The organism is Caballeronia sp. dw_19 (assembly GCF_018449515.1).
In the GTDB taxonomy this organism is placed as follows: domain Bacteria; phylum Pseudomonadota; class Gammaproteobacteria; order Burkholderiales; family Burkholderiaceae; genus Caballeronia.
On sequence record NZ_JAAVUQ010000007.1, the window covers coordinates 87364 to 105801 of the forward strand.

Sequence of the window (18438 nt, forward strand, 5' to 3'; positions counted from 1 at the left end):
CAAATCCAACATCAACCTCTCATTGCGCCCGGGTGATCGCATCGAAGGTATCCCTCCGCGGTTCCATCTTGTGCGCGCACCACGCCGACAGCAACGCGGACAACACCACATACACGCACACGGCCCACGGCTTGCCGTCGTTCAGCCGCAGAAGCGCAGTCGCAATGATCGGCGTAAGGCCGCTAGCGAAGATTCCCGAAAACTGATACACGAACGAGATGCCCGTGTAGCGGACCTCGGCATCGAACAACTCGGCGAACAACGCAGCTTCCGGACCGTAGACCATTGCATAGAAAATACCGAACGGAATCACGATCGCGAGCCACACGATCATGGTGTTGCCGGCCTGATTTTCCATCAGCCAGAACGCCGGCAGCACCGAGAGCCCGCAAATTATCGAGCCCCACCGGTACACGCGCGTACGGCCCATCAGGTCCGACATCTTGCCGAACAACGGAATGAAAAAGCACATCACAATAGCGGCCATCATGACGCCCGTGAGCGCTTCGGTCCGGCTCATCGCGAGATGCTGCGTGAGATAACCAATCATGAACACGGCGAAGATGTTGAAGAAAACGCCGTCAATCCAGCGTGCTCCCATACCAAGCAGCACAGAACGGCGATACCGCGTGATCATGTCGATGAACGGAACCTTCACGTCGCGCCGGGTGCGCTTGAGCGCCAGGAACTCAGGTGTCTCCATGACTTTGACGCGAATATAAAGCCCAATCACCACCAGCCCGAGCGACATGGCGAACGCGAGGCGCCAGCCCCACGAGAGAAACGCGCTCTCCGGCAGCAACTTCGAGATCGCTGCAACCACGCCCGACGCGAGACACAAGCCGATCGACAAACCGATCTGCGGCAAGCTCGCGTAAAGTCCACGTCGATTAGGCGGCGCATATTCATAAGCCATCAGCACAGCCCCGCCCCACTCTCCACCAAGCCCGATGCCCTGCAGCACGCGCAACGCCAGCAGCAGGATCGGCGCCCAGATGCCTATCTGCGCGTACGTCGGCACGAAGGCCACGCCCGCGGTCGAGATCCCCATGATGATGAGCGTGCAGATGAGCGCGGATTTGCGTCCGACCTTGTCGCCGAAATGGCCGAAGATAATGCCGCCGAGCGGCCGGGTAACGAAGCCGACAGCGAACGTACCGTAGGCAAGCATGGTGGAGACAAGCGGATCGTGCGCCGGAAAATACAGCTTGTTGAATACGATGCCTGCCACCACGCCGTACAGGAAAAAGTCGTACCACTCGACGGTGGCCCCGATGACGCTCGCGAACGCAACGCGGCGGATAACCTTGTTATCGACTGCCATTCTGTCTTCTCCGATGGATGGTCGAGCGGCGACCTCAGCGTGTCGCCCGACGCAATGCCCCAAAACCTGTCTCCTCCGGGGCACGAATTACCCGGTATGCATGCTGTGTTATCAACTTCGTGTTCAGCGATGCGGCCCGGGCTCTTTTGTGCTTCTTGATGCAACTTCGAATCACACCATTCAATGCGGCGCAAGAACCTCTTCGCGAGGCGCTGCCGTGGATCGGTCATCGGCCCGCGCATCGGCAAGAATCATGTCCGATGCCTTTTCGGCGACCATCACGATCGGCACGTTGGTGTTGCCCGAAACGAGCGTCGGCATGATCGAACAGTCGACCACCCGCAACCCTCGCGTGCCGTAGACGCGCAGCCGCTCATCGACCACGGCAAGCGGATCGCTCGCCACGCCCATCTTGGCCGTCCCCGACGGATGAAAGATCGTCTGACCGTATTCGCGGCAAAACTGCAGCAGTTCGTCGTCGGTCTGCGCATCGGCGCCGGGACGCACTTCGCGTTTCATCAGCGATGCCATCGGCTCCGCGGCGGCAATCCGGCGCGCGAAACGCACGCCCGCAACCGTCGTTCGCCGGTCGAGATCCGTCGAGAGATAGTTGGGCTGCATCGACGGTGCGTCGCGCATGTCATTCGTGCGAATACGCAAGACGCCGCGAGACTCAGGCCGCAACTGGCAAATTGAATAGGTGCATCCGGGAAACGAGTGGACGTCGCCGCCGGCGGAATCAGCGGAGAGCGTTGAAAAATGGAACTGGATGTCGGGCGTCTTCGCCTCGTCGGGCAGCGCACGGCAGAACAAGCCGCCCTGGTTGATGCCGACGGCAAGCGGCCCTTCGCGAAACAGCGCCCATTGCAGGCCCATTTTCGCGCGGCCTCGCCACGAATTCAGCAGGTTGTTGGTCGAGATCGGCCGCGAGACTTCATAGATCAGGCGCACTTGCAGATGATCCTGAAGATTCTCGCCGACACCCGGCCGGTTCGCGACCACCGGTATGCCGAAGTCGCCGAGCAGCTTCGCCGGACCCACGCCCGAGACCTGCAGCAATTGCGGTGATTGAAGCGCACCGGCCGCAAGCAACACCTCGCGATTCGCGCGCACCTCTTGCATCTGTCCATGCTGCACGTAGCGAATACCGGCGGCACGCGTGCCTTCGAAGATGATCTTCGACGCAAGCGCATCGGTTTCCACGTGCAGGTTCGGACGCCGGCGTGCGGGCTTGAGATAGGCCACCGCGGTCGAACAACGCCAGCCCTTTCGCGTCGTCAGTTGATAGTAGCCCACCCCTTCCTGGTCGCCGCTATTGAAATCTTCGACGGTACGCACGCCGATCTTGTTCGATGCAGCAATGAACGCGTCCACGAGTTCATGACGCTGCTTGATCGTGGAGGCCCAGAGCGGTCCGTCCACGCCGCGAGTCCGCGATGCCCCGAGCTCGTTGTGTTCGAGCCGCCGGAAGTACGGCAGGCACTCTTGCCAGCTCCAGCCCCGGTTTCCCAGCGCACTCCAGTGGTCGTAATCATCCTTCTGGCCGCGCACGTAGATCAGCCCGTTGATCGAACTGCTGCCCCCGAGCGTGCGTCCACGCGGCCAGTACAACTGACGATCATTCATGTTCGGATCCGGGTCGGTCTTGAAGCCCCAGTTGTAGACCGGATGGAACATGGTCTTGCCGTAGCCGATGGGAATATGAATCCACAGATACCGGTCAGGCGGACCGGCTTCAAGCAGGCACACCGAGTAGCGGCCGTTTTCCGAGAGGCGGTTGGCGAGGACACAGCCGGCCGATCCGGCGCCGACGATGACATAGTCAAAACTCCGTGCCATTACTGAAGCCTCCTTTGTTTTCGTTCTTTAGATTTTTCGGTACGTTTCGTTGAAATTTATTGATTGTTCGTTCCGCCTTCAAGTAAATCCGGCTACGATCGATGAAACCGGTTCAAAAAGAACCTTTTTGTTCCACTTTCAGGGCTGCGTTCGGACGTTTATTCGGGTTCTCCCGAACTCGATTACTCGCGTTGAACACCGATCAGCCTTAATCAGAGGTGCCAATGAAAGACACCGTGAGCCCCGCGTCCAATGCTGCTCCACGTGGCGCATTAATGACGGCTTCAATGACGGCTTCAAATGCCGCCTCCCATGCTGCCCTGCAACAGGAACAGACCCCCGAGGACACCCGCGTTCTGCGCGCACTCATCGTCGTCGAGCACCTTGCTGCAGCCGGACAGCCGTTTTCACTATCGCAACTGTCTGCGCGCCTGCATATCCCGAAGGCGACCTTGACGCGGATGATCGAATCGCTGGAAGCACTCGGCTATGTCACACACATACCGGATTCGCGCGGCGCGGACCGTGGCATAACGCTCGGTCCGCGCGCCACCCAACTCGCGCTGACCATGCTCGCGAACAGCACGTTTACCCGCTCCTGCCGCGCGTTGCTGCGCGGACTTGTCGATGCGCTTGGCGAGAGCTGCAACCTGACGGTGCTCGACGGCGACGCCGTGCTCTACGTCGAGCGCGTGGAGACAAATGAACCCCTGCGCCTGCACATGCAGCCCGGCATGCGCGTGCCGCTGCATTGCACGGCGAGCGGGAAGCTGTTCCTGTCGCAGATGGCGCCTGCCGAACGCGGCCGCATCCTGGCCCGGATGCAACTCAAGCCGCACACGTATCGCACGTTCACCGACGCGACCCTGCTCGGTGCGGAACTTGACCGGCTGGCTTCACGGGGTCTTGGTATCGACAACGAGGAATTCGTACGAGGGATGGTGGCGGTCGCCGTGCCTGTGCGCAAACCCGGCGGCAGCGGCGTGCTGGCTTCGCTGGCCGTGCATGCGCCAACCGCACGGGCAAGCCTCGACGACCTGCTCAAGAACGTGCCGAAGCTCAAGGAGACTGCCGCGCGCCTCGCCCCCTTGCTTCATGCGGACGCCACGCCGCAACGGTAGCGGCGTGACGATGGCGCGCAGGCTTTCCCGGCTATTGCTGAGCCTCGGGCCGAATGGGGCGGTATCGAAAACTGGAATGGCGCTGGTCTGGAATTTCGCCCCGAAATCAAGTTGGGTCACCTGTAGGGCGTTTCTGTACAATCGTTATCATCTATTTTTCGGAACGGTTGCGATGACCACTGCTGATACACCGACATTGCGTGCCTTCGCGCTGCTTGAACATCTCGTCAATGCGGAAGGTCCCGTGTCGCTGGCTGACATTGCGCAGGATGTCGATTTGCCGAAGCCCTCGCTGCACCGCATGCTGGCGTCGCTCGAAGCAGGCGGCCTCGTCATCCGGGAACCGGGCCACAAGAACGCGTATGTGATCGGCCCGCGCCTTGCTCAGCTCGGCCTCGGCGTAGTCATGCACTCAGGCGCACGGCGTCTGCGGCACGCCATTCTCGGGCGGCTGGTGGCGGACCTTGGGGAAACCTGCAACCTCACAATGCTGCACGAAACCGAAGTGCTTTATCTCGACCGCATGGAAGCGCCATGGCCCCTGCGGCTCGATCTCAAACCCGGGTCGAAGGTGCCGGCGTATTGCACTGCCAGCGGCAAGTTGCTGCTGGCCATGATGTTGAACCGTGAGCAGCGTTCGGCGCTCGTGCGCGCGCTCAAGATCGAACGCTTCACGCCCAATACCATCACTGACCCCGAAATGCTCGAAGCCGAACTCGACCGCACCGCGCATAAGCGCATTGGCATCGACAACGAGGAATTTCTCGCGGGCATAGCGTGCGTCGCGGTGCCGGTGGTGAACAAGGACGGCATGAGCATTGCCGCCATCGCCGTGCATGCGCCGGTTTCTCGCGCGCCGCTATCTCGATCGCTCGAATTCGTGCCGCGCCTGCAGGAAGCGGCGCGGGAACTGGCGAGCACGTTCTAGGCGGCCCGTCGATACAACGGCACACCCGAGGCCGCCGCGCGAGCGACAGGCCCGCCTGAGCCGCGTAGGGCATGCCATTGCCGCCCATCGGCGCGCTCAGGCAGTCTGCTTCGGACGCTCCTTGCGAAACGCGCGTTTTACCGCAATCAGGCCGTCGCGGAACTCGAAGAGATCGCAGCCTTCGGCCTCAATCCGCCAGCCCTCCGCATGCGTGCCGGTAAAGACCCATTCCGATACCCCCCGGCCACCCGCCACATAGTGTCGCCCGTGTCCCCAATGGGCATCGGGAAAAGTCTTGAAGACGGTTTCAAAGGCCGCTCGTACGGGCGCACGGCCTTTGAAACGAGTGCCGTGGATATCGTTTCCACCGGCGGCATCGAAGACGCAGTCTTCAGTCATGAAACCCATCAACGCATTGGCGTCGTGACGATTGAAGGCGTCGGAAAAGGCCGCAAGCGTGGCGGCCGTCACTTCGGATTTCACTTCGGATGTCGCGGTGAGCGAGTCGGTCATACGTGTCTCCTGTCAGATAGCCGGCGTTGCCGCACGCCGTTCTGCAATGGCGGCGGCAAGTTTCATCGACACGTTAAATAACTCTCACGCCCCGCGGTAGTTCCAGTCGAGCCCATTCGCTTGGGCCAGGGTCCGCCCCAAGCGCTCATGCCTGCGGACGTTGCGCGCGCACGAGTTCCGCCAGCGCGCGCACACCGGGTTCGATCTTTTCGAGCTTGATCGCCGAAAAGCCCATGCGAAAGCATTGGCGCTGCTCCAGCCCCTCCATGAAAAACACGCTGCCCAGTTCGATCAGGATGCCGTGCGCCTCGGCTTCAGCCGCGAGACGCGTCGCGTCAAGCCACGGCGGGCCTTCAACCCAGCACGAGGAGCCGCCGGTAATCCGCGCGTGCCGGACTTCCGGCAGATGGGTATCGAGCGCGGCCTTGAGCACTTCTGCTCGCTCCTTGTAGGCGAAGGCGAGCCGCCGCAGTAACGCATCGTGATGACCAAGCGCGAGAAAGGTCGCGAACGCGCGCTGAATATACGCCGCGGGATGCCGCACCATCAGCCGCCGCAATGCGCGCAACTCGCGAATCAGGTCACGTGGGCCCACCACATAACCGAGTCGCAAGCCCGGCGCGAAACTCTTCGACAAGCTGCCCACATAGAGCACGCGGTCGGCGGTATCGAGGCTCTTCAGCGCCGGATGCGGTGCGCCGGAAAAATTATTCTCGCTCTCGTAGTCGTCCTCGATCACGACGAAGTCATGCTTCTGCGCCAGTTCAAGCAACGCGTGCCGGCGGTCGAGCGGCAGAGTTGCCGTGGTCGGGCACTGATGGCTCGGCGTCACGTACACGTAGTCGCATTGCGCAAGCAGATGGGCGTCGGCAACCGGACGCACGCCGCCTTCATCGACCGGCAGCGGCAACAGCGGCGCGTTGCGATTCAGGAAAATATTGCGAGCATCCGGATAACCGGGGTTCTCGAAACCGATCGTCGTGCGCTCGTTCGCCAACAGGTCGGCGATCAGATAGAGCGCCTGCTGCGCGCCCATCGTGACGACAATTTCGTCGGGCATCGCGAAGACCCCACGACGCGGCAGCACGCGTGTACGGATCTGCTGGATCAGCGTGTCGTCGTCGCGTTCAATCAGGTCCGGCGCCCAGTTACGGATCTCCATGACGGACAGCGCCTTCATGCAGCACTCACGCCAGTCGTTCGTCGGAAAGAGCGTCTGATCGAACTGGCCGTAGATAAAAGGAAACTCATAGTTCTGCCAACTCGCCTGCTTGACGATATTGCGCTGCAGGGACGGCAAGCGCGCAATGCGCTGCGTCCAGTCGGGACGCCCGACCGCCTCGTTCGCCGCGACGGTTTGCGTCGGGACAAAGCCGTGCCGGCCTTCCAGCATGGCCGGATTGACGAAGTGCCCGCTGCGCTCCCGGGAAAGCAGGTATCCCTCCTCCACCAACTGCTGGTAAGCGAGCACAACCGTGTTGCGGGCCACGCTCAACTGATCGGCCAGTTCGCGACTCGACGGCAACGCGGTATCGACGGACATCTGCCCGTCGAGAATGGCGGCCACCAGCATCTGCCGAATCTGCCCTTGCAGGCTGATATTGGATTCAGCCGAACGCTGGAACCGCTGCGACCACATTGCCGACGACATCCGGCTAGCCATATTTCCTCCCAGATTGATTAATGCGATTGCGCCTGACGAGTTCGCACGATGACCGCCGCCATTGGCCCCTCCGGGCGGACCTGGCTGCATCGATCGGCTCCGGTGAATGTGGACTCAACGATCGGCGGCGTCTGGTACTAACTCGCCCTATTTTTAGTTGACGATACTCGATTCGACCGTGTTCCCGCGATCGGGACAAGCCCCGGTCGCATCCGACAAGACTTGCGTGCCATGCACGCTGCCCGCCAGGAGATCCGCCATGCAACACGATAAACGATCAAAACTTTCGCGGCGATGGTTCGACCGCCCGATGCATCGCGTCATTGCCGCTGCCACCGTGCTGGCGACGTTCGTCACCATCGTGGTGCAACCCGCGCACGCCGACGACAAGGACAAGGAAGTCACCATCGCGTACCAGCAGATCGTCGATCCCTGGGTCGTGGCGATCGCCAACGGGTCCATCGAAAAGGAGACGGGCTACAAGATCAACTGGCGGCAATTCGAGTCCGGCGCCAAGGTGGCAACGGCGATGGCTTCAGGCGATGTGAAGGTAGGCGTCATCGGGTCGAGCCCGCTTGCTGCCGCCGTGAGCCAGGGCGTCGATCTGCAGCTTTTCTGGATCCTCGACAACATCAACCAGGCCGAAGCAATGGTCGTGCGCAATGGCTCCGGCGTGACGAAGCCAGCCGACCTGAAGGGCAAGACGATCGGCGTCCCGTTCGTTTCAACCACTCACTATCACACGATGTTCGCGCTGCAACACTGGGGCATCAACCCGTCGGACGTGAAGATCCTCAACATGCAGCCCAACCAGATCGTCGCGGCGTGGGAACGGGGCGATATCGACGCGGCGTATGTGTGGAATCCGGCACTCGCCGAGCTGAAGAAAAGCGGCAAGGTGCTGATCACGTCGGGGGACCTGTCGAAGCTCGGCAAACCGACGTTCGACGGTATCGCGGTCGATCGCAAATGGGGCGAGGAGCATAAGGACTTCATGGCAAAACTGGTGAAGGCAATCGCTGATGCCGACGATCAATATCGCCGCAATACCGCGCAGTGGAATGCAGGTTCACCGCAGGCAGCGGCCATTGCGAAGATGATCGGCGGCACGCCCGGCGAAGTGCCCGAATCGCTCTCACTGTATGCATTCCCCTCACTTGCCGACCAGGTGTCCGCGCAGTGGCTCGGTGGCGGCAATTCGGGTCGCGCTACGCTCGCGCTGAAGGACACGTCGACGTTCCTCAAGGACCAGAAGCGCATTGATGCGGTTGCTTCCGATTACTCGAGCTTTGTCACGCCCGAGTATGCGCAAGCCGCAATGAAGCTCAAGTGAACAACGCGATGGTCGTCGACCAGGGGGATCTATGGAAAGCATGAAGATCACGAACGTCAGCGTGACGTTCCCGGGACGCCGTGCGGGCGAAAGCGTGCACGCGCTGGACAACATCAACCTGAAGATCGATTCAGGTGATCTGGTTGTCGCGCTGGGCGCGTCGGGTTGCGGCAAGACGACCTTGCTGTCGTTGATGGCAGGGTTCATCGCGCCGACAACCGGAGAGCTGCTGCTCGGGGGTGAACCTATTGCCGGGCCGGGAGCCGATCGCGGCGTGGTGTTCCAGAAACACGCATTGCTGCCATGGCTTAACGTGATCGATAACGCGGAATTCGGGCTGAAGCTGCAGGGGGTTGCGAAGGCCAAACGTCGCGAGATTGCCGTGCGAAACCTTGCACTCGTCGGGCTGCAGGACTTCCACAAACATATGATCTATCAGTTGTCCGGAGGAATGCAGCAGCGGGTGGGTATTGCGCGCGCCCTGACCTGCGATCCCGCCATGCTGTTGATGGACGAACCCATGGCCGCACTCGATGCACTCACTCGCGAAACCATCCAGGAGCTATTGCTCGACGTCTGGAAGAAGACCAACAAGATGTTCTTCTTCATTACTCATAGCGTGGAGGAAGCACTCTTTCTCGCCAGCCGCCTGATCGTGATGTCGCCCCGGCCGGGGCGTATCACGCATACCTACGAGCTCGACTTCAACCGGCGGTTTCTCGACACCCGCGACGCACGGGCTGTCAAATCGAGCCCCGACTTCATCGACATGCGCGAGCGCATCCTCAGCATTATCTACGGCGACGAAAAATCTCACGGCGCAGCGGCGGAGGTGGCTCATGTCTAGTTCGAAATCAATTGACGCGCTTCCTCACCGCGACGTTTCCATGAGATCCGACACCTCAGCCGAACCGCCGCAACGGCCACGCCGGCGTACGCGTGTTCTCGCCAAAAAGCCCGTCAAGCCTGGCGACTCGTTTGGCGTGCCCGGACAAGGCAGCAGCCTTGCCGCGAGCATGTTCAGCGTCCTCGTCCTGTTCGGCGTGTGGTTCGCCGTGACGAACCTGCACTTGATCAAGCCGCTCTTCCTGCCTTCGCCGCAGGCCGTTTATGCAAAATTCATTCTGGTGGCAACCGACGGCTTCGCCAACTCGACGCTTGCGCAACATACCGGGATCAGCCTCTTGCGTGTGTTCGGCGCCTTTGCGCTGGCGTGCCTCACCGCCATACCCGTGGGTGTGATGATGGGCGTGTCACGGATTGCGCGTGGCCTGTTTGATCCTCCGATTGAGTTTTATCGTCCGTTGCCGCCGCTTGCCTACTTGCCGCTCATCATCATCTGGTTCGGCATTGGCGAGTTCTCGAAGGTGTTCCTGATCTACCTCGCAATCTTCGCGCCCCTTGCCATCGCCGCGCGTGCCGGCGTGCGTTCGGTATCGATCGAGCAGATTCACGCCGCTTACTCGATGGGTGCATCGCGCACGCAAGTGGTCCTCTACGTGATCCTCAAATCCGCGATGCCCGAGATATTCACGGGCATGCGCATTGGTATTGGCGTGGGCTGGACCACGCTGGTCGCAGCCGAGATGGTGGCCTCCACAAGCGGACTTGGCTTCATGGTGCTCAATGCCGCCGAGTTTCTCGCAAGCGATGTGGTCATCATGGGCATTATCGTGATCGGATTTTTCGCGCTGTGCTTCGACATGCTGATGCGTTATGTGGAGCGCGTGCTCGTGCCCTGGAAGGGCAAGGTTTAGTGCTTGAACATGCCGTAGCTCGCGAGAGGCGGCATGTGGACTTAGTGATTTACCTGCACTGGCCCTACTCACCCCTGATTTTGGCTTGCAATACTGGAGGCTCTCGCGGCAAAAGCGACTAAAAAAAACTGCGGATTACCCGCAGCGCATTCAAGGGTCCGAATCCAGTAGAAGTCCGCCCGAAGATCGCAACACACGGAGACGACCATGCTCAAGCTTTTCATCGGGATCGGTATTCCCTATATAGGCGTCATCGGCCTGCTGCCGTGGGTGGCATCGGTCGACCGGACCGTGCTGGGCGTCCCGTTCATCTATGCCTGGATCTTTGGATGGTTCGTCCTGACGTCGGGCTGCCTGATGCTCTGCTGGCGCCTGTTCGACCGCCATTTCGACGATGCACATCCCGACAACAACTGAAGGAGGATGACGGATGGCTACCGCCGTATTTCTAGGCTTCATCGTCTTTTCGCTCTACCTGGCGATCCGTTCGAAATCGGGTCGCGGCCCGCAAAGCGTGCATGATTTTTTTGTTGCGTCACGGCAGTTCGGTGCATACCTCGTGTTCTTTCTCGCAGCGGGTGAAATCTACAGCATCGGCACGATGGTCGGCTTTCCCGGCGGTATCTATGCGAAGGGACCGACCTACGGCGTCTGGTTCCTGGGCTACATCCTGCTGGCGTATCCGGTAGGCTATTTTCTCGGACCGAAAATCTGGCAAGCCGGCAAACGCTATAACGCGATCACCCTGCCCGACCTGTTCAAAGGCCATTTCCAGAGTCGCACGCTCGAACTCGTCGTGGCCGCGTCCGCCATTCTGTTCCTGCTGCCGTGGGGCCAATTGCAGTTCACCGGACTGGTGGCCGCGCTCAAGGGGCTTGGCTGGAATTTTCAGCCGTTCTATCTGATCCTGATATCGGCCATGCTCGCGTTCACTTACATCGCGATTGCGGGCGTTCGGGCGTCGGCTTATATTGCAGTACTTAAAGATATTCTCATGGTTTCCGCCATTGTTATCACCGGGGTCGCAGTCTCGGCGGAAGTGGGCGTCACCGAAGTCTTCCACGCGGCGAGCCTGCACGTCAGCAACCGGATGGATGCGCATCAGTTAACGTTCTCAATGAGCACCATGTTGTTCCAGTCGCTCGGCTTCTATGTAATGCCGTTTGCGGTGCAGAATTTCTTCACGGCGAAGAGCGCGAACACGATCCGGCGCACGCAGGTCGCCATGCCGCTCTACATGCTGATGTATCCGTTCCTCGTGGTCGCCTCCTACTATGCGATCAGCCAGAACCTGCATCTTGCTTCGCCCAACGAGGCGTTCTTCGCAGCCGCGATCCGTTTGCTGCCGGGCTGGTTGCTAGGTCTGGTGGCCGCCGGCGCATCGCTTTCCGGATTGCTCGTGCTGGCAGGCATCTGCCTTTCCATCGGACCAATCGTCACGCGCAACCTGCTGCCGAACATGCCCGAGAACAAGCAGAAGGCAAGTGCAAAGGTAGTGATCGTCATCTACCTGATAGTGTCGATCGTGATGACCCTGCTGACGCCGAACCTCATGCTCACGCTTATCAACACCACGTACTACGGCGTCACCCAGTTCTTCCCCGGCGTCATCGCGATCCTGTTCGGACTTCGCGTGCGCCCAGCCGCAATCGCCGCCGGCATGCTCACCGGGCAAATCCTGGCTATCGTCCTGTATGTCTTGCAGGTTGATCTGGACGGCTTGAATCTGGGCCTTGGTTGCCTTGCCGTGAATGTCGCCGTGCTGGCAGTGGTGCATCTGGCGATGAAGCGGCCTCATGTGCATGCGCTGTCTTGACTGGCGTAGTGACAGCCACTCCAACTAGCGAGCGCTTATGAACAACGCATCAAGAAGTCCCATCCAGGTTCTTGTAGCAAAGAGAATCCTTACAATGAACCCGGCGCAACCACACGCCACTCATGTCGCCATTCGCGATGGCAGGATCCTGTCGGTTGGAAATAGCAATGACGTGAAGCAGTGGGGCGATGCGGAGATCGTCAATACATTCAAAGACAAAATACTGATGCCGGGTTTGGTGGAGGGTCATTGCCACCTGATGGAAGGCGCGATGTGGGACGCGGTTTATGTCGGCTATCACGATCGTCGCGGCCCCGATGGCGTTCGTCGTCCCGGGTTGCAAACGCTCGACGCCGTGATCGACCGGCTCAAGGCGGCCCACGATCTGATGACAGACCGGCAGGCTCCTTTGCTCGCCTGGGGTTTTGATCCAATCTTCTTCGGCACGACGCGCTTGTCAGTCAAGGAACTCGATACCGTCTGCACCGGGCGGCCCATTGTCGTACTCCATGCCAGCGTGCATCTGATGAACGTCAATTCTGCGATGCTGGCGCTCGCGGGCATTGACAGCGAGACGGACATCGACGGAATCGGCAAGGATGCCGATGACAAGCCGACCGGCGAACTGCAGGAATTCGCCGCCATGTTCCCCGTGTACCGGTTGATCGGTGGCGGCCTTTCCATTGCGGCCAGCGAGAAGAAAGAAGCCATCTGGAATTTCGGCCGGGTCGCTCAACTGGCTGGCGTCACGACCGCGACCGACCTGGTGAACGACTTCTCTGAACGAGGTAATCAGAACCTGAGAGACATAACAAACGACCCGGCCTACCCGCTCAGAATCGTTCCCGCATTTGCGCCGCAACGCTGCCCCGAAGGCGGCCCGCAGCGCGTCCTGTCGGCTATCGGCGACAACACGGACAAGCTGCACTTTGGACCGGTCAAATTCATTGTCGACGGGTCTATTCAAGGCTTCACCGCGCGCCTCAAATGGCCGGGATATCTGAACGGCAAGCCCAATGGATTGTGGTTGATTCCGCCAAGCCAGTTTGTCGATGTATTCGCGCCGTTCCATGAAGCCGGGCTGCAACTGCATATTCATACCAACGGCGACGAGGCCACCGAACTGGTCCTCGATGCGCTCGAAAAGATTCTCGACCGCCACCCTCGTCACGATCATCGACATACGCTGCAGCACTGCCAGATGGCCGACGCAAGCCAGCTCGCACGCGCGGCAAAACTGGGCCTGTGCATCAATTTCTTCTCCAACCATCTCTACTACTGGGGCGATGCGCACTACGAGCAAACCATGGGCGCCGATCGCGCGAACCGCATGGACGCCGCGGAATCCGCGCGGCGCCTGGGTATACCGTTCGCCTTTCATTCCGATGCTCCCATCACGCCATTGAATCCGTTGTTCACGGCATGGTGTGCGTCGCAACGCGAGACCTCTTCGGGGCGAGTTCTGGGTGCAAGCGAGCGTGTCCCGGTGGCGGACGCGTTGCGGGCAATCACGCTGGGTGCCGCCTACACCCTCAAGATGGACCATCTTGTCGGCAGTATCGAGGTGGGCAAGTTCGCCGACTTCGCCGTACTGGAGGATGATCCGAGTGAGGTCGCGCCCGAGCGGTTGAAGAATCTGCAAGTGTGGGGAACCGTGCTCGGTGGCCGCATCTTCCAGGGACCGGCAGGATGACAGCGAGCGGCGTCCGGGGGCCGATTCCGCTGATTGTCGTCGGCGGCTATCTGGGTGCGGGCAAGACGACGCTGCTCAATCATGTGCTCGCGAATGCGGGGCAGCGCCGCATTACCGTGCTCGTCAACGACTTTGGTGCGATCAATATCGACGCTGCGCTGATTAAGGCGCGCACCGACGACGTCATCAACCTGGAGAACGGCTGCGTCTGCTGTTCGATTGGCGACCGACTCGTCGACGCGTTGCTCGCGATCAGCAACCGGCCCGATCCGCCCGACTTTCTGATCATCGAGGCAAGCGGGGTATCGGACCCGGTGCGCATCGCGCAAATTGGGCTGCTCGATCGCGCGTACCGGCTGTATGGAATCATTGTTGCGGTGGATTTGGCATCCATCACGCAGACGCTGCTCGACCCGTATGTAGGCGATATTGCACGGCAACAGATCGCTGGGGCTACGGCAATACTCCTGACCAAAACAGACTTGATCGATGAGCAGAATAAAGCGGCTATCGTGGCTGATCTGGCGACAGTGGCCCATACCGCGATCATGCTGGAAACGACAAACGGCGCGGCTCCCCTGGAACTCTTCTTCGATCACAACGTCACGGACCAGCTTCGCGCCGGCTGGCCGCGCTCGATGACTAGTCCAAACCCGAAGATGCCGGTGGACTTCTGCAGCTTTCTGTTTCGTACCGAAGCTCGCTTCGATCGCAAGAAGCTCAAGGACGCGCTGCGAAGCGTCTCCGGCCGATTGTTGCGAGCGAAAGGCCTGATCCTGCTGGACGGTGAAGCGGCGACACAAGAACTTCATGTGGCGGGTGGCCGTATCCTTATCACGCAATTTCCCGGCGAAGTTGTAACGGAGTCCGTAATTGTTCTTATCGGCCTATTCGACAATGAAGCGAAACAGGCTACGCTCGACGCGCTTGTTGCAGCAACATCGACGGCACGCCACCGCTAGAGACTGCCACCAAACGACATCGGCGGATCAGTCGGATCGCGAGCTATATTTGCCATGCTTCCAAGCCACGCGCGCGTAAGTGATTACGCGCCTTGTTCAGGGCTTCTCGTCGCGCCTGAAATACAACTGATAAAGCATCCGTTGACCTATCCGCCGGAACGGCGCGAACGGGTGACTAGGTAACTGCGACGTGAAAATCGGCAGCGTCTGTTTGCCTCCCTTCCCCGCTATCTGCTCGGCCAGCCGCCGCCCCGCCTGCTGCGAATACGACACGCCGTTACCGCCATAACCCAGCGCGTAATAGACCGATTGCTTCGGATCAGGCTGACAGATGCGCGGCATCATGTCGTGAGCGACATCGACCCAGCCCCACCACGAGTAGTCGATCGCAACGCCGCGCAACGCGGGGAACTTGCGAACCATGCCTTCCACGAGCAAATCGTAGTGTCGGGAATTCGGTGCATCGGCACCTGTGATTGCGCTGCGGCTGCCGATCTGCAACCGGTTATCCGGCAGGAAGCGGTAATAGAAACGCAGGGTGCGCGTGTCAGTGAGCACCTGTGTCGTGCGAAAGTTGCATGCTGCAATTTCCTGCTGCGTGAGCGGACGCGTCACCATCGAATTGGACAGGATCGGCATGACGCGGCTCGTCAACGACGGATGGAGATCAGGGGCCGTATAAGCACCCGTCGCGATGCCCACCGAACGGGCACGCACAATGCCACCCGGCGTACGGAGATGATGGACCCCGTTGATGGTTTCCCACCCGATCACCGGACTCGATGGATGCACCCGCGCTCCCGCCTCGCGGGCAAGCCGCAAGTAGCCGAACGCGAGCTTCAACGCATGGATGCCGATGCCCTCGGGTTCATGAAGCGCGCCGGCCGCTTCGGCATCGTTCACATACTCACGACGAAACGTTTCCTGATCGAGCAACTCGGACGGGTAGCCGAACACGTTCTTCCATACCTTCGCCTCGGCAGCGAGCTTTTCCATCATGCGCGGGCGATGCGCGATCAGGAAGTGACCGCCCGGCTGCGGATCGCAATCGATTTCGGCCACCAGCGACTTGAAATTCTGGAAACCTTCCAGGATCTCGTCGTGCATTTTCAGCGCGACGTCTTTGCCCCATCGTTCGATCCATTGTGAGCGTGACAGACGCCCGGAAGCGTTCTGGCCTTGGCCACCGTTGCGGCTACTGCAACCCCAGCTCGTCCTGTTGGCTTCGAGGACCACTGCCTTGATGCCATGTTCGCGCGCGAGGCATAGCGCCGTGGCGAGGCCTGTGTAGCCCCCGCCGATGATCGCCACGTCCACGTCGATGTCCTGGGTGACCGGGCCGTCGTCGGGCGGCGGCGCACCGGCGGTTGCGACCCAGTATGTCGGTGCGTATTGCTTGCCGTGACCGGGACCGGGAGAAACCAGCGGGTCGTACATCGGATCGTATTGCGTAGCGCTGCTTCGTTCAACAGACACGCTCGGCGCAACCCGTTCGACTGCACTGTGCTCCATGCGACACTCCTCGTCGGGATCAAAAGTTCTGCTTGGGGACGTTCATTGAGGAACGCACGTTGAAAGGCCATCAGCTCATGGCGAAACTCGAAACGTTTGGATCCTTCTGCTTCGATGCGTCCGCCATAGGGACATCTTCTTTTCCTACAAACCGGATGATGTCGCCCTTATCGGCGATTCACTTGTGAAGATTGTAGAAAGACCCCGTAGCCGACGGTAGGTCCAGTCAGTTGCTTTCGTTTGGTGCAAGCAGAGGGATGGTTCAGGAGGATGTGCCGCGGCTAGCGGTTGTCGATCCGGCTTGCGATTAGCGCAGAACGAATGGGCTAGTGATTTCTTGGGGCTCACCTCAACCACGTTAATATGCTCCAGGAGTTCTATCAGGATACGGTCGGCAGGCCTTAAGCCGTTGCATACGGAAAGCGGACAGCACACATAAACGGATGACGTGATTATCAGCCGGGCGCGTGCGATGGAAGCTAGCCGGCCGGCACGCAGGGAGCATTAGGATGCCGTGACGTCTAAGTGCGTGGGCGCAAAAAAACTCGTTAATATTGTCCCCGACTTGCCAAATCTGACGGCTCGAACAAGACTCACCGGAAAATTATTATGGCACTGAAAAAACGAGGTAGAGCGACGGCCTTCGAACTCGCCGGAAATCATGCCAGTCGACATGCCGCCTTCGAGCCCATACTTCGCTGAAAGCACATCGACGACATAAAGACCAAAGCTCGCGAGACGACGGCCGACCGAATAGCAAAATCCTGAGCCACTGGCTCGAACGCGCGTCGCAAACGACTCACCGAACCCTGCGCCGAATAGGTCAACGTTCCGGCCGCACTCGCCGGACCCATGGAGACTGCTCTCATGGTCTCTCCTCATTTTTGTGTGAAACCCGCCGCGACTGGCACGCAAACATGCAGCGTGTGTCGTCGCGGCACAGCGGCCGACCACTTCATCGATGCGCAGGCCGGGACACTGGCGGTCTCACGTTCCTCGACTTCATCGCCTAAATGCCCGCCCATCTGGGCGAGTTGTCAACGCGGATCAGACGCGCGTTGCGGTTCTTGTTGCATCACGGGCTGCGGCACGAGCGGGGCGAACCTCATGCATGGATTGAAGCGCTTTCGTTGCGCTCGCGTCATTTCAGGCGGTATCGGATGAAATGAAGGCCTCCCCCGCTGCTCGTTCAGACTACTTCGACGTCGATGACGATCAGCCCTATCCACACGCGAGGCGTGGCACTCCCACTTGTCTTCATTCGGTCCTGCTTGCCTTGCGCGGCTTGACAAGCGTTTCCACGGCATCAGCGGTAACGTCCCTGAAGAGCGCCGCGTTGCCATAGGCTCGCGCCGCCAGCATCGCGCCATAGACCAGCGACACGAGCTTGCTGGCCTCAATCTGCACCGATGCACTCAGTTTGAACTGCCTGGCTTTCACGCCAGACTCAAGTACGTGTTCGAGCCACGTAGCCAGGTTCTCGAAGTGCCCTCTGACTGCTTGCGCCACTTCGTCGGGCAAGGCCGGCATTTCCGCGCCCAGCATGCCGGCTACGCAGAACGGCGCGCTGTCGTCCGCAATGCAGCGTTCCCAGTAACCGATATACGCGCGCAACTGCGCGACGGCGTCGGCGCCACTCGCCTGCAGTGAAGCCATGTCGGCGTCGAATATTTCGCGCGATTGTTGCACCACGGCGATCGCCAGGTCCGCCTTGGTCGGAAAGTGGTGATGAATGCTTGCCTTGCGAATATCGATCGCGTCGGCAACGTCGGAATAGCTAAACCCGCTGTAGCCCCGACGCATGATGAGTTGACGCCCCGCCTCGACAATTCTTCCCGCTGTCACTTCACCCGTTGCTGTCATGCTTGTCCTACCATCTAGTCGGTCGAATTAGATAAGTCTACCCGCAAGCGATGAACATGTCTGTTGCAAAAATCGCACTTGTTTCTTAACCATCCAACTAGTAGGATGACTATA

Annotated in this window: 15 protein-coding genes; 9 read left to right on the forward strand and 6 right to left on the reverse strand. The window is 60.0% G+C overall.

Going from position 1 to position 18438, the window contains the following annotated elements; all coding sequences use genetic code 11:
- Positions 1–19: 19 nt before the first annotated feature.
- Positions 20–1324 (reverse strand): MFS transporter, encoded by a 1305-nt coding sequence (locus HB376_RS12245; RefSeq protein WP_213763935.1) that lies wholly within the window; start codon positions 1322–1324, stop codon positions 20–22.
- Between the two features lie 180 nt (positions 1325–1504).
- Positions 1505–3163 carry a choline dehydrogenase gene (locus tag HB376_RS12250; RefSeq protein ID WP_213763936.1) on the reverse strand — a complete coding sequence of 553 codons (1659 nt, stop codon included), beginning with the start codon at positions 3161–3163 and terminating at the stop codon, positions 1505–1507.
- A gap of 287 nt (positions 3164–3450) precedes the next feature.
- Here HB376_RS12250 and HB376_RS12255 point away from each other — a divergent pair, with 287 nt between their 5' ends.
- A complete protein-coding gene (locus HB376_RS12255; protein ID WP_213763937.1) occupies positions 3451–4284 on the forward strand; it encodes an IclR family transcriptional regulator in 834 nt (277 codons plus the stop codon).
- 172 nt (positions 4285–4456) lie between these two features.
- Positions 4457–5212: an IclR family transcriptional regulator gene (locus HB376_RS12260; protein ID WP_213763938.1), complete on the forward strand. Its 756-nt coding sequence runs from the start codon at positions 4457–4459 to the stop codon at positions 5210–5212.
- Positions 5213–5308: 96 nt separating this feature from the next.
- Here HB376_RS12260 and HB376_RS12265 read toward each other — a convergent pair whose 3' ends face one another.
- Both HB376_RS12265 and HB376_RS12270 read right to left on the reverse strand, forming a co-directional pair.
- The gene (locus HB376_RS12265) at positions 5309–5725 is read right to left on the reverse strand and encodes a nuclear transport factor 2 family protein (protein ID WP_213763939.1); all 417 of its coding nucleotides are present in this window, start codon (positions 5723–5725) and stop codon (positions 5309–5311) included.
- 145 nt (positions 5726–5870) lie between these two features.
- On the reverse strand, positions 5871–7388 hold the full coding sequence (locus HB376_RS12270; protein WP_213764132.1) for a PLP-dependent aminotransferase family protein: 1518 nt from the start codon (positions 7386–7388) through the stop codon (positions 5871–5873).
- A gap of 259 nt (positions 7389–7647) precedes the next feature.
- On the opposite strand from HB376_RS12270, the gene tauA reads away from it, so the two are divergent.
- The 7 genes from tauA (at position 7648) to HB376_RS12305 (ending at position 14949) form a co-directional block, all read left to right on the forward strand.
- The gene (gene tauA, locus HB376_RS12275) at positions 7648–8721 is read left to right on the forward strand and encodes a taurine ABC transporter substrate-binding protein (protein ID WP_213763940.1); all 1074 of its coding nucleotides are present in this window, start codon (positions 7648–7650) and stop codon (positions 8719–8721) included.
- A gap of 31 nt (positions 8722–8752) precedes the next feature.
- Positions 8753–9568: a taurine ABC transporter ATP-binding protein gene (locus HB376_RS12280; protein WP_213763941.1), complete on the forward strand. Its 816-nt coding sequence runs from the start codon at positions 8753–8755 to the stop codon at positions 9566–9568.
- On the forward strand, positions 9561–10478 hold the full coding sequence (locus tag HB376_RS12285; protein ID WP_213763942.1) for an ABC transporter permease subunit: 918 nt from the start codon (positions 9561–9563) through the stop codon (positions 10476–10478). Before HB376_RS12280 ends, HB376_RS12285 begins: the two co-directional genes overlap by 8 nt.
- Before the next feature lie 207 nt (positions 10479–10685).
- The gene (locus tag HB376_RS12290; RefSeq protein ID WP_213763943.1) at positions 10686–10895 is read left to right on the forward strand and encodes a DUF3311 domain-containing protein; all 210 of its coding nucleotides are present in this window, start codon (positions 10686–10688) and stop codon (positions 10893–10895) included.
- 13 nt (positions 10896–10908) lie between these two features.
- The gene (locus HB376_RS12295; RefSeq protein ID WP_213763944.1) at positions 10909–12294 is read left to right on the forward strand and encodes a sodium:solute symporter family protein; all 1386 of its coding nucleotides are present in this window, start codon (positions 10909–10911) and stop codon (positions 12292–12294) included.
- Between the two features lie 37 nt (positions 12295–12331).
- Positions 12332–13987 carry an amidohydrolase gene (locus tag HB376_RS12300; protein WP_213763945.1) on the forward strand — a complete coding sequence of 552 codons (1656 nt, stop codon included), beginning with the start codon at positions 12332–12334 and terminating at the stop codon, positions 13985–13987.
- On the forward strand, positions 13984–14949 hold the full coding sequence (locus HB376_RS12305; protein ID WP_213763946.1) for a CobW family GTP-binding protein: 966 nt from the start codon (positions 13984–13986) through the stop codon (positions 14947–14949). The genes HB376_RS12300 and HB376_RS12305 overlap by 4 nt, the downstream gene beginning before the upstream one ends.
- 96 nt (positions 14950–15045) lie before the next feature.
- Here the strand turns inward: HB376_RS12305 and HB376_RS12310 are convergent, their stop codons facing one another.
- Positions 15046–16461, reverse strand: a complete 1416-nt coding sequence (locus tag HB376_RS12310; protein WP_213763947.1) for an FAD-binding oxidoreductase — start codon at positions 16459–16461, stop codon at positions 15046–15048.
- 1257 nt (positions 16462–17718) lie between these two features.
- A complete protein-coding gene (locus HB376_RS12315) occupies positions 17719–18324 on the reverse strand; it encodes a TetR/AcrR family transcriptional regulator (RefSeq protein WP_213763948.1) in 606 nt (201 codons plus the stop codon).
- Positions 18325–18438 lie beyond the last annotated feature (114 nt).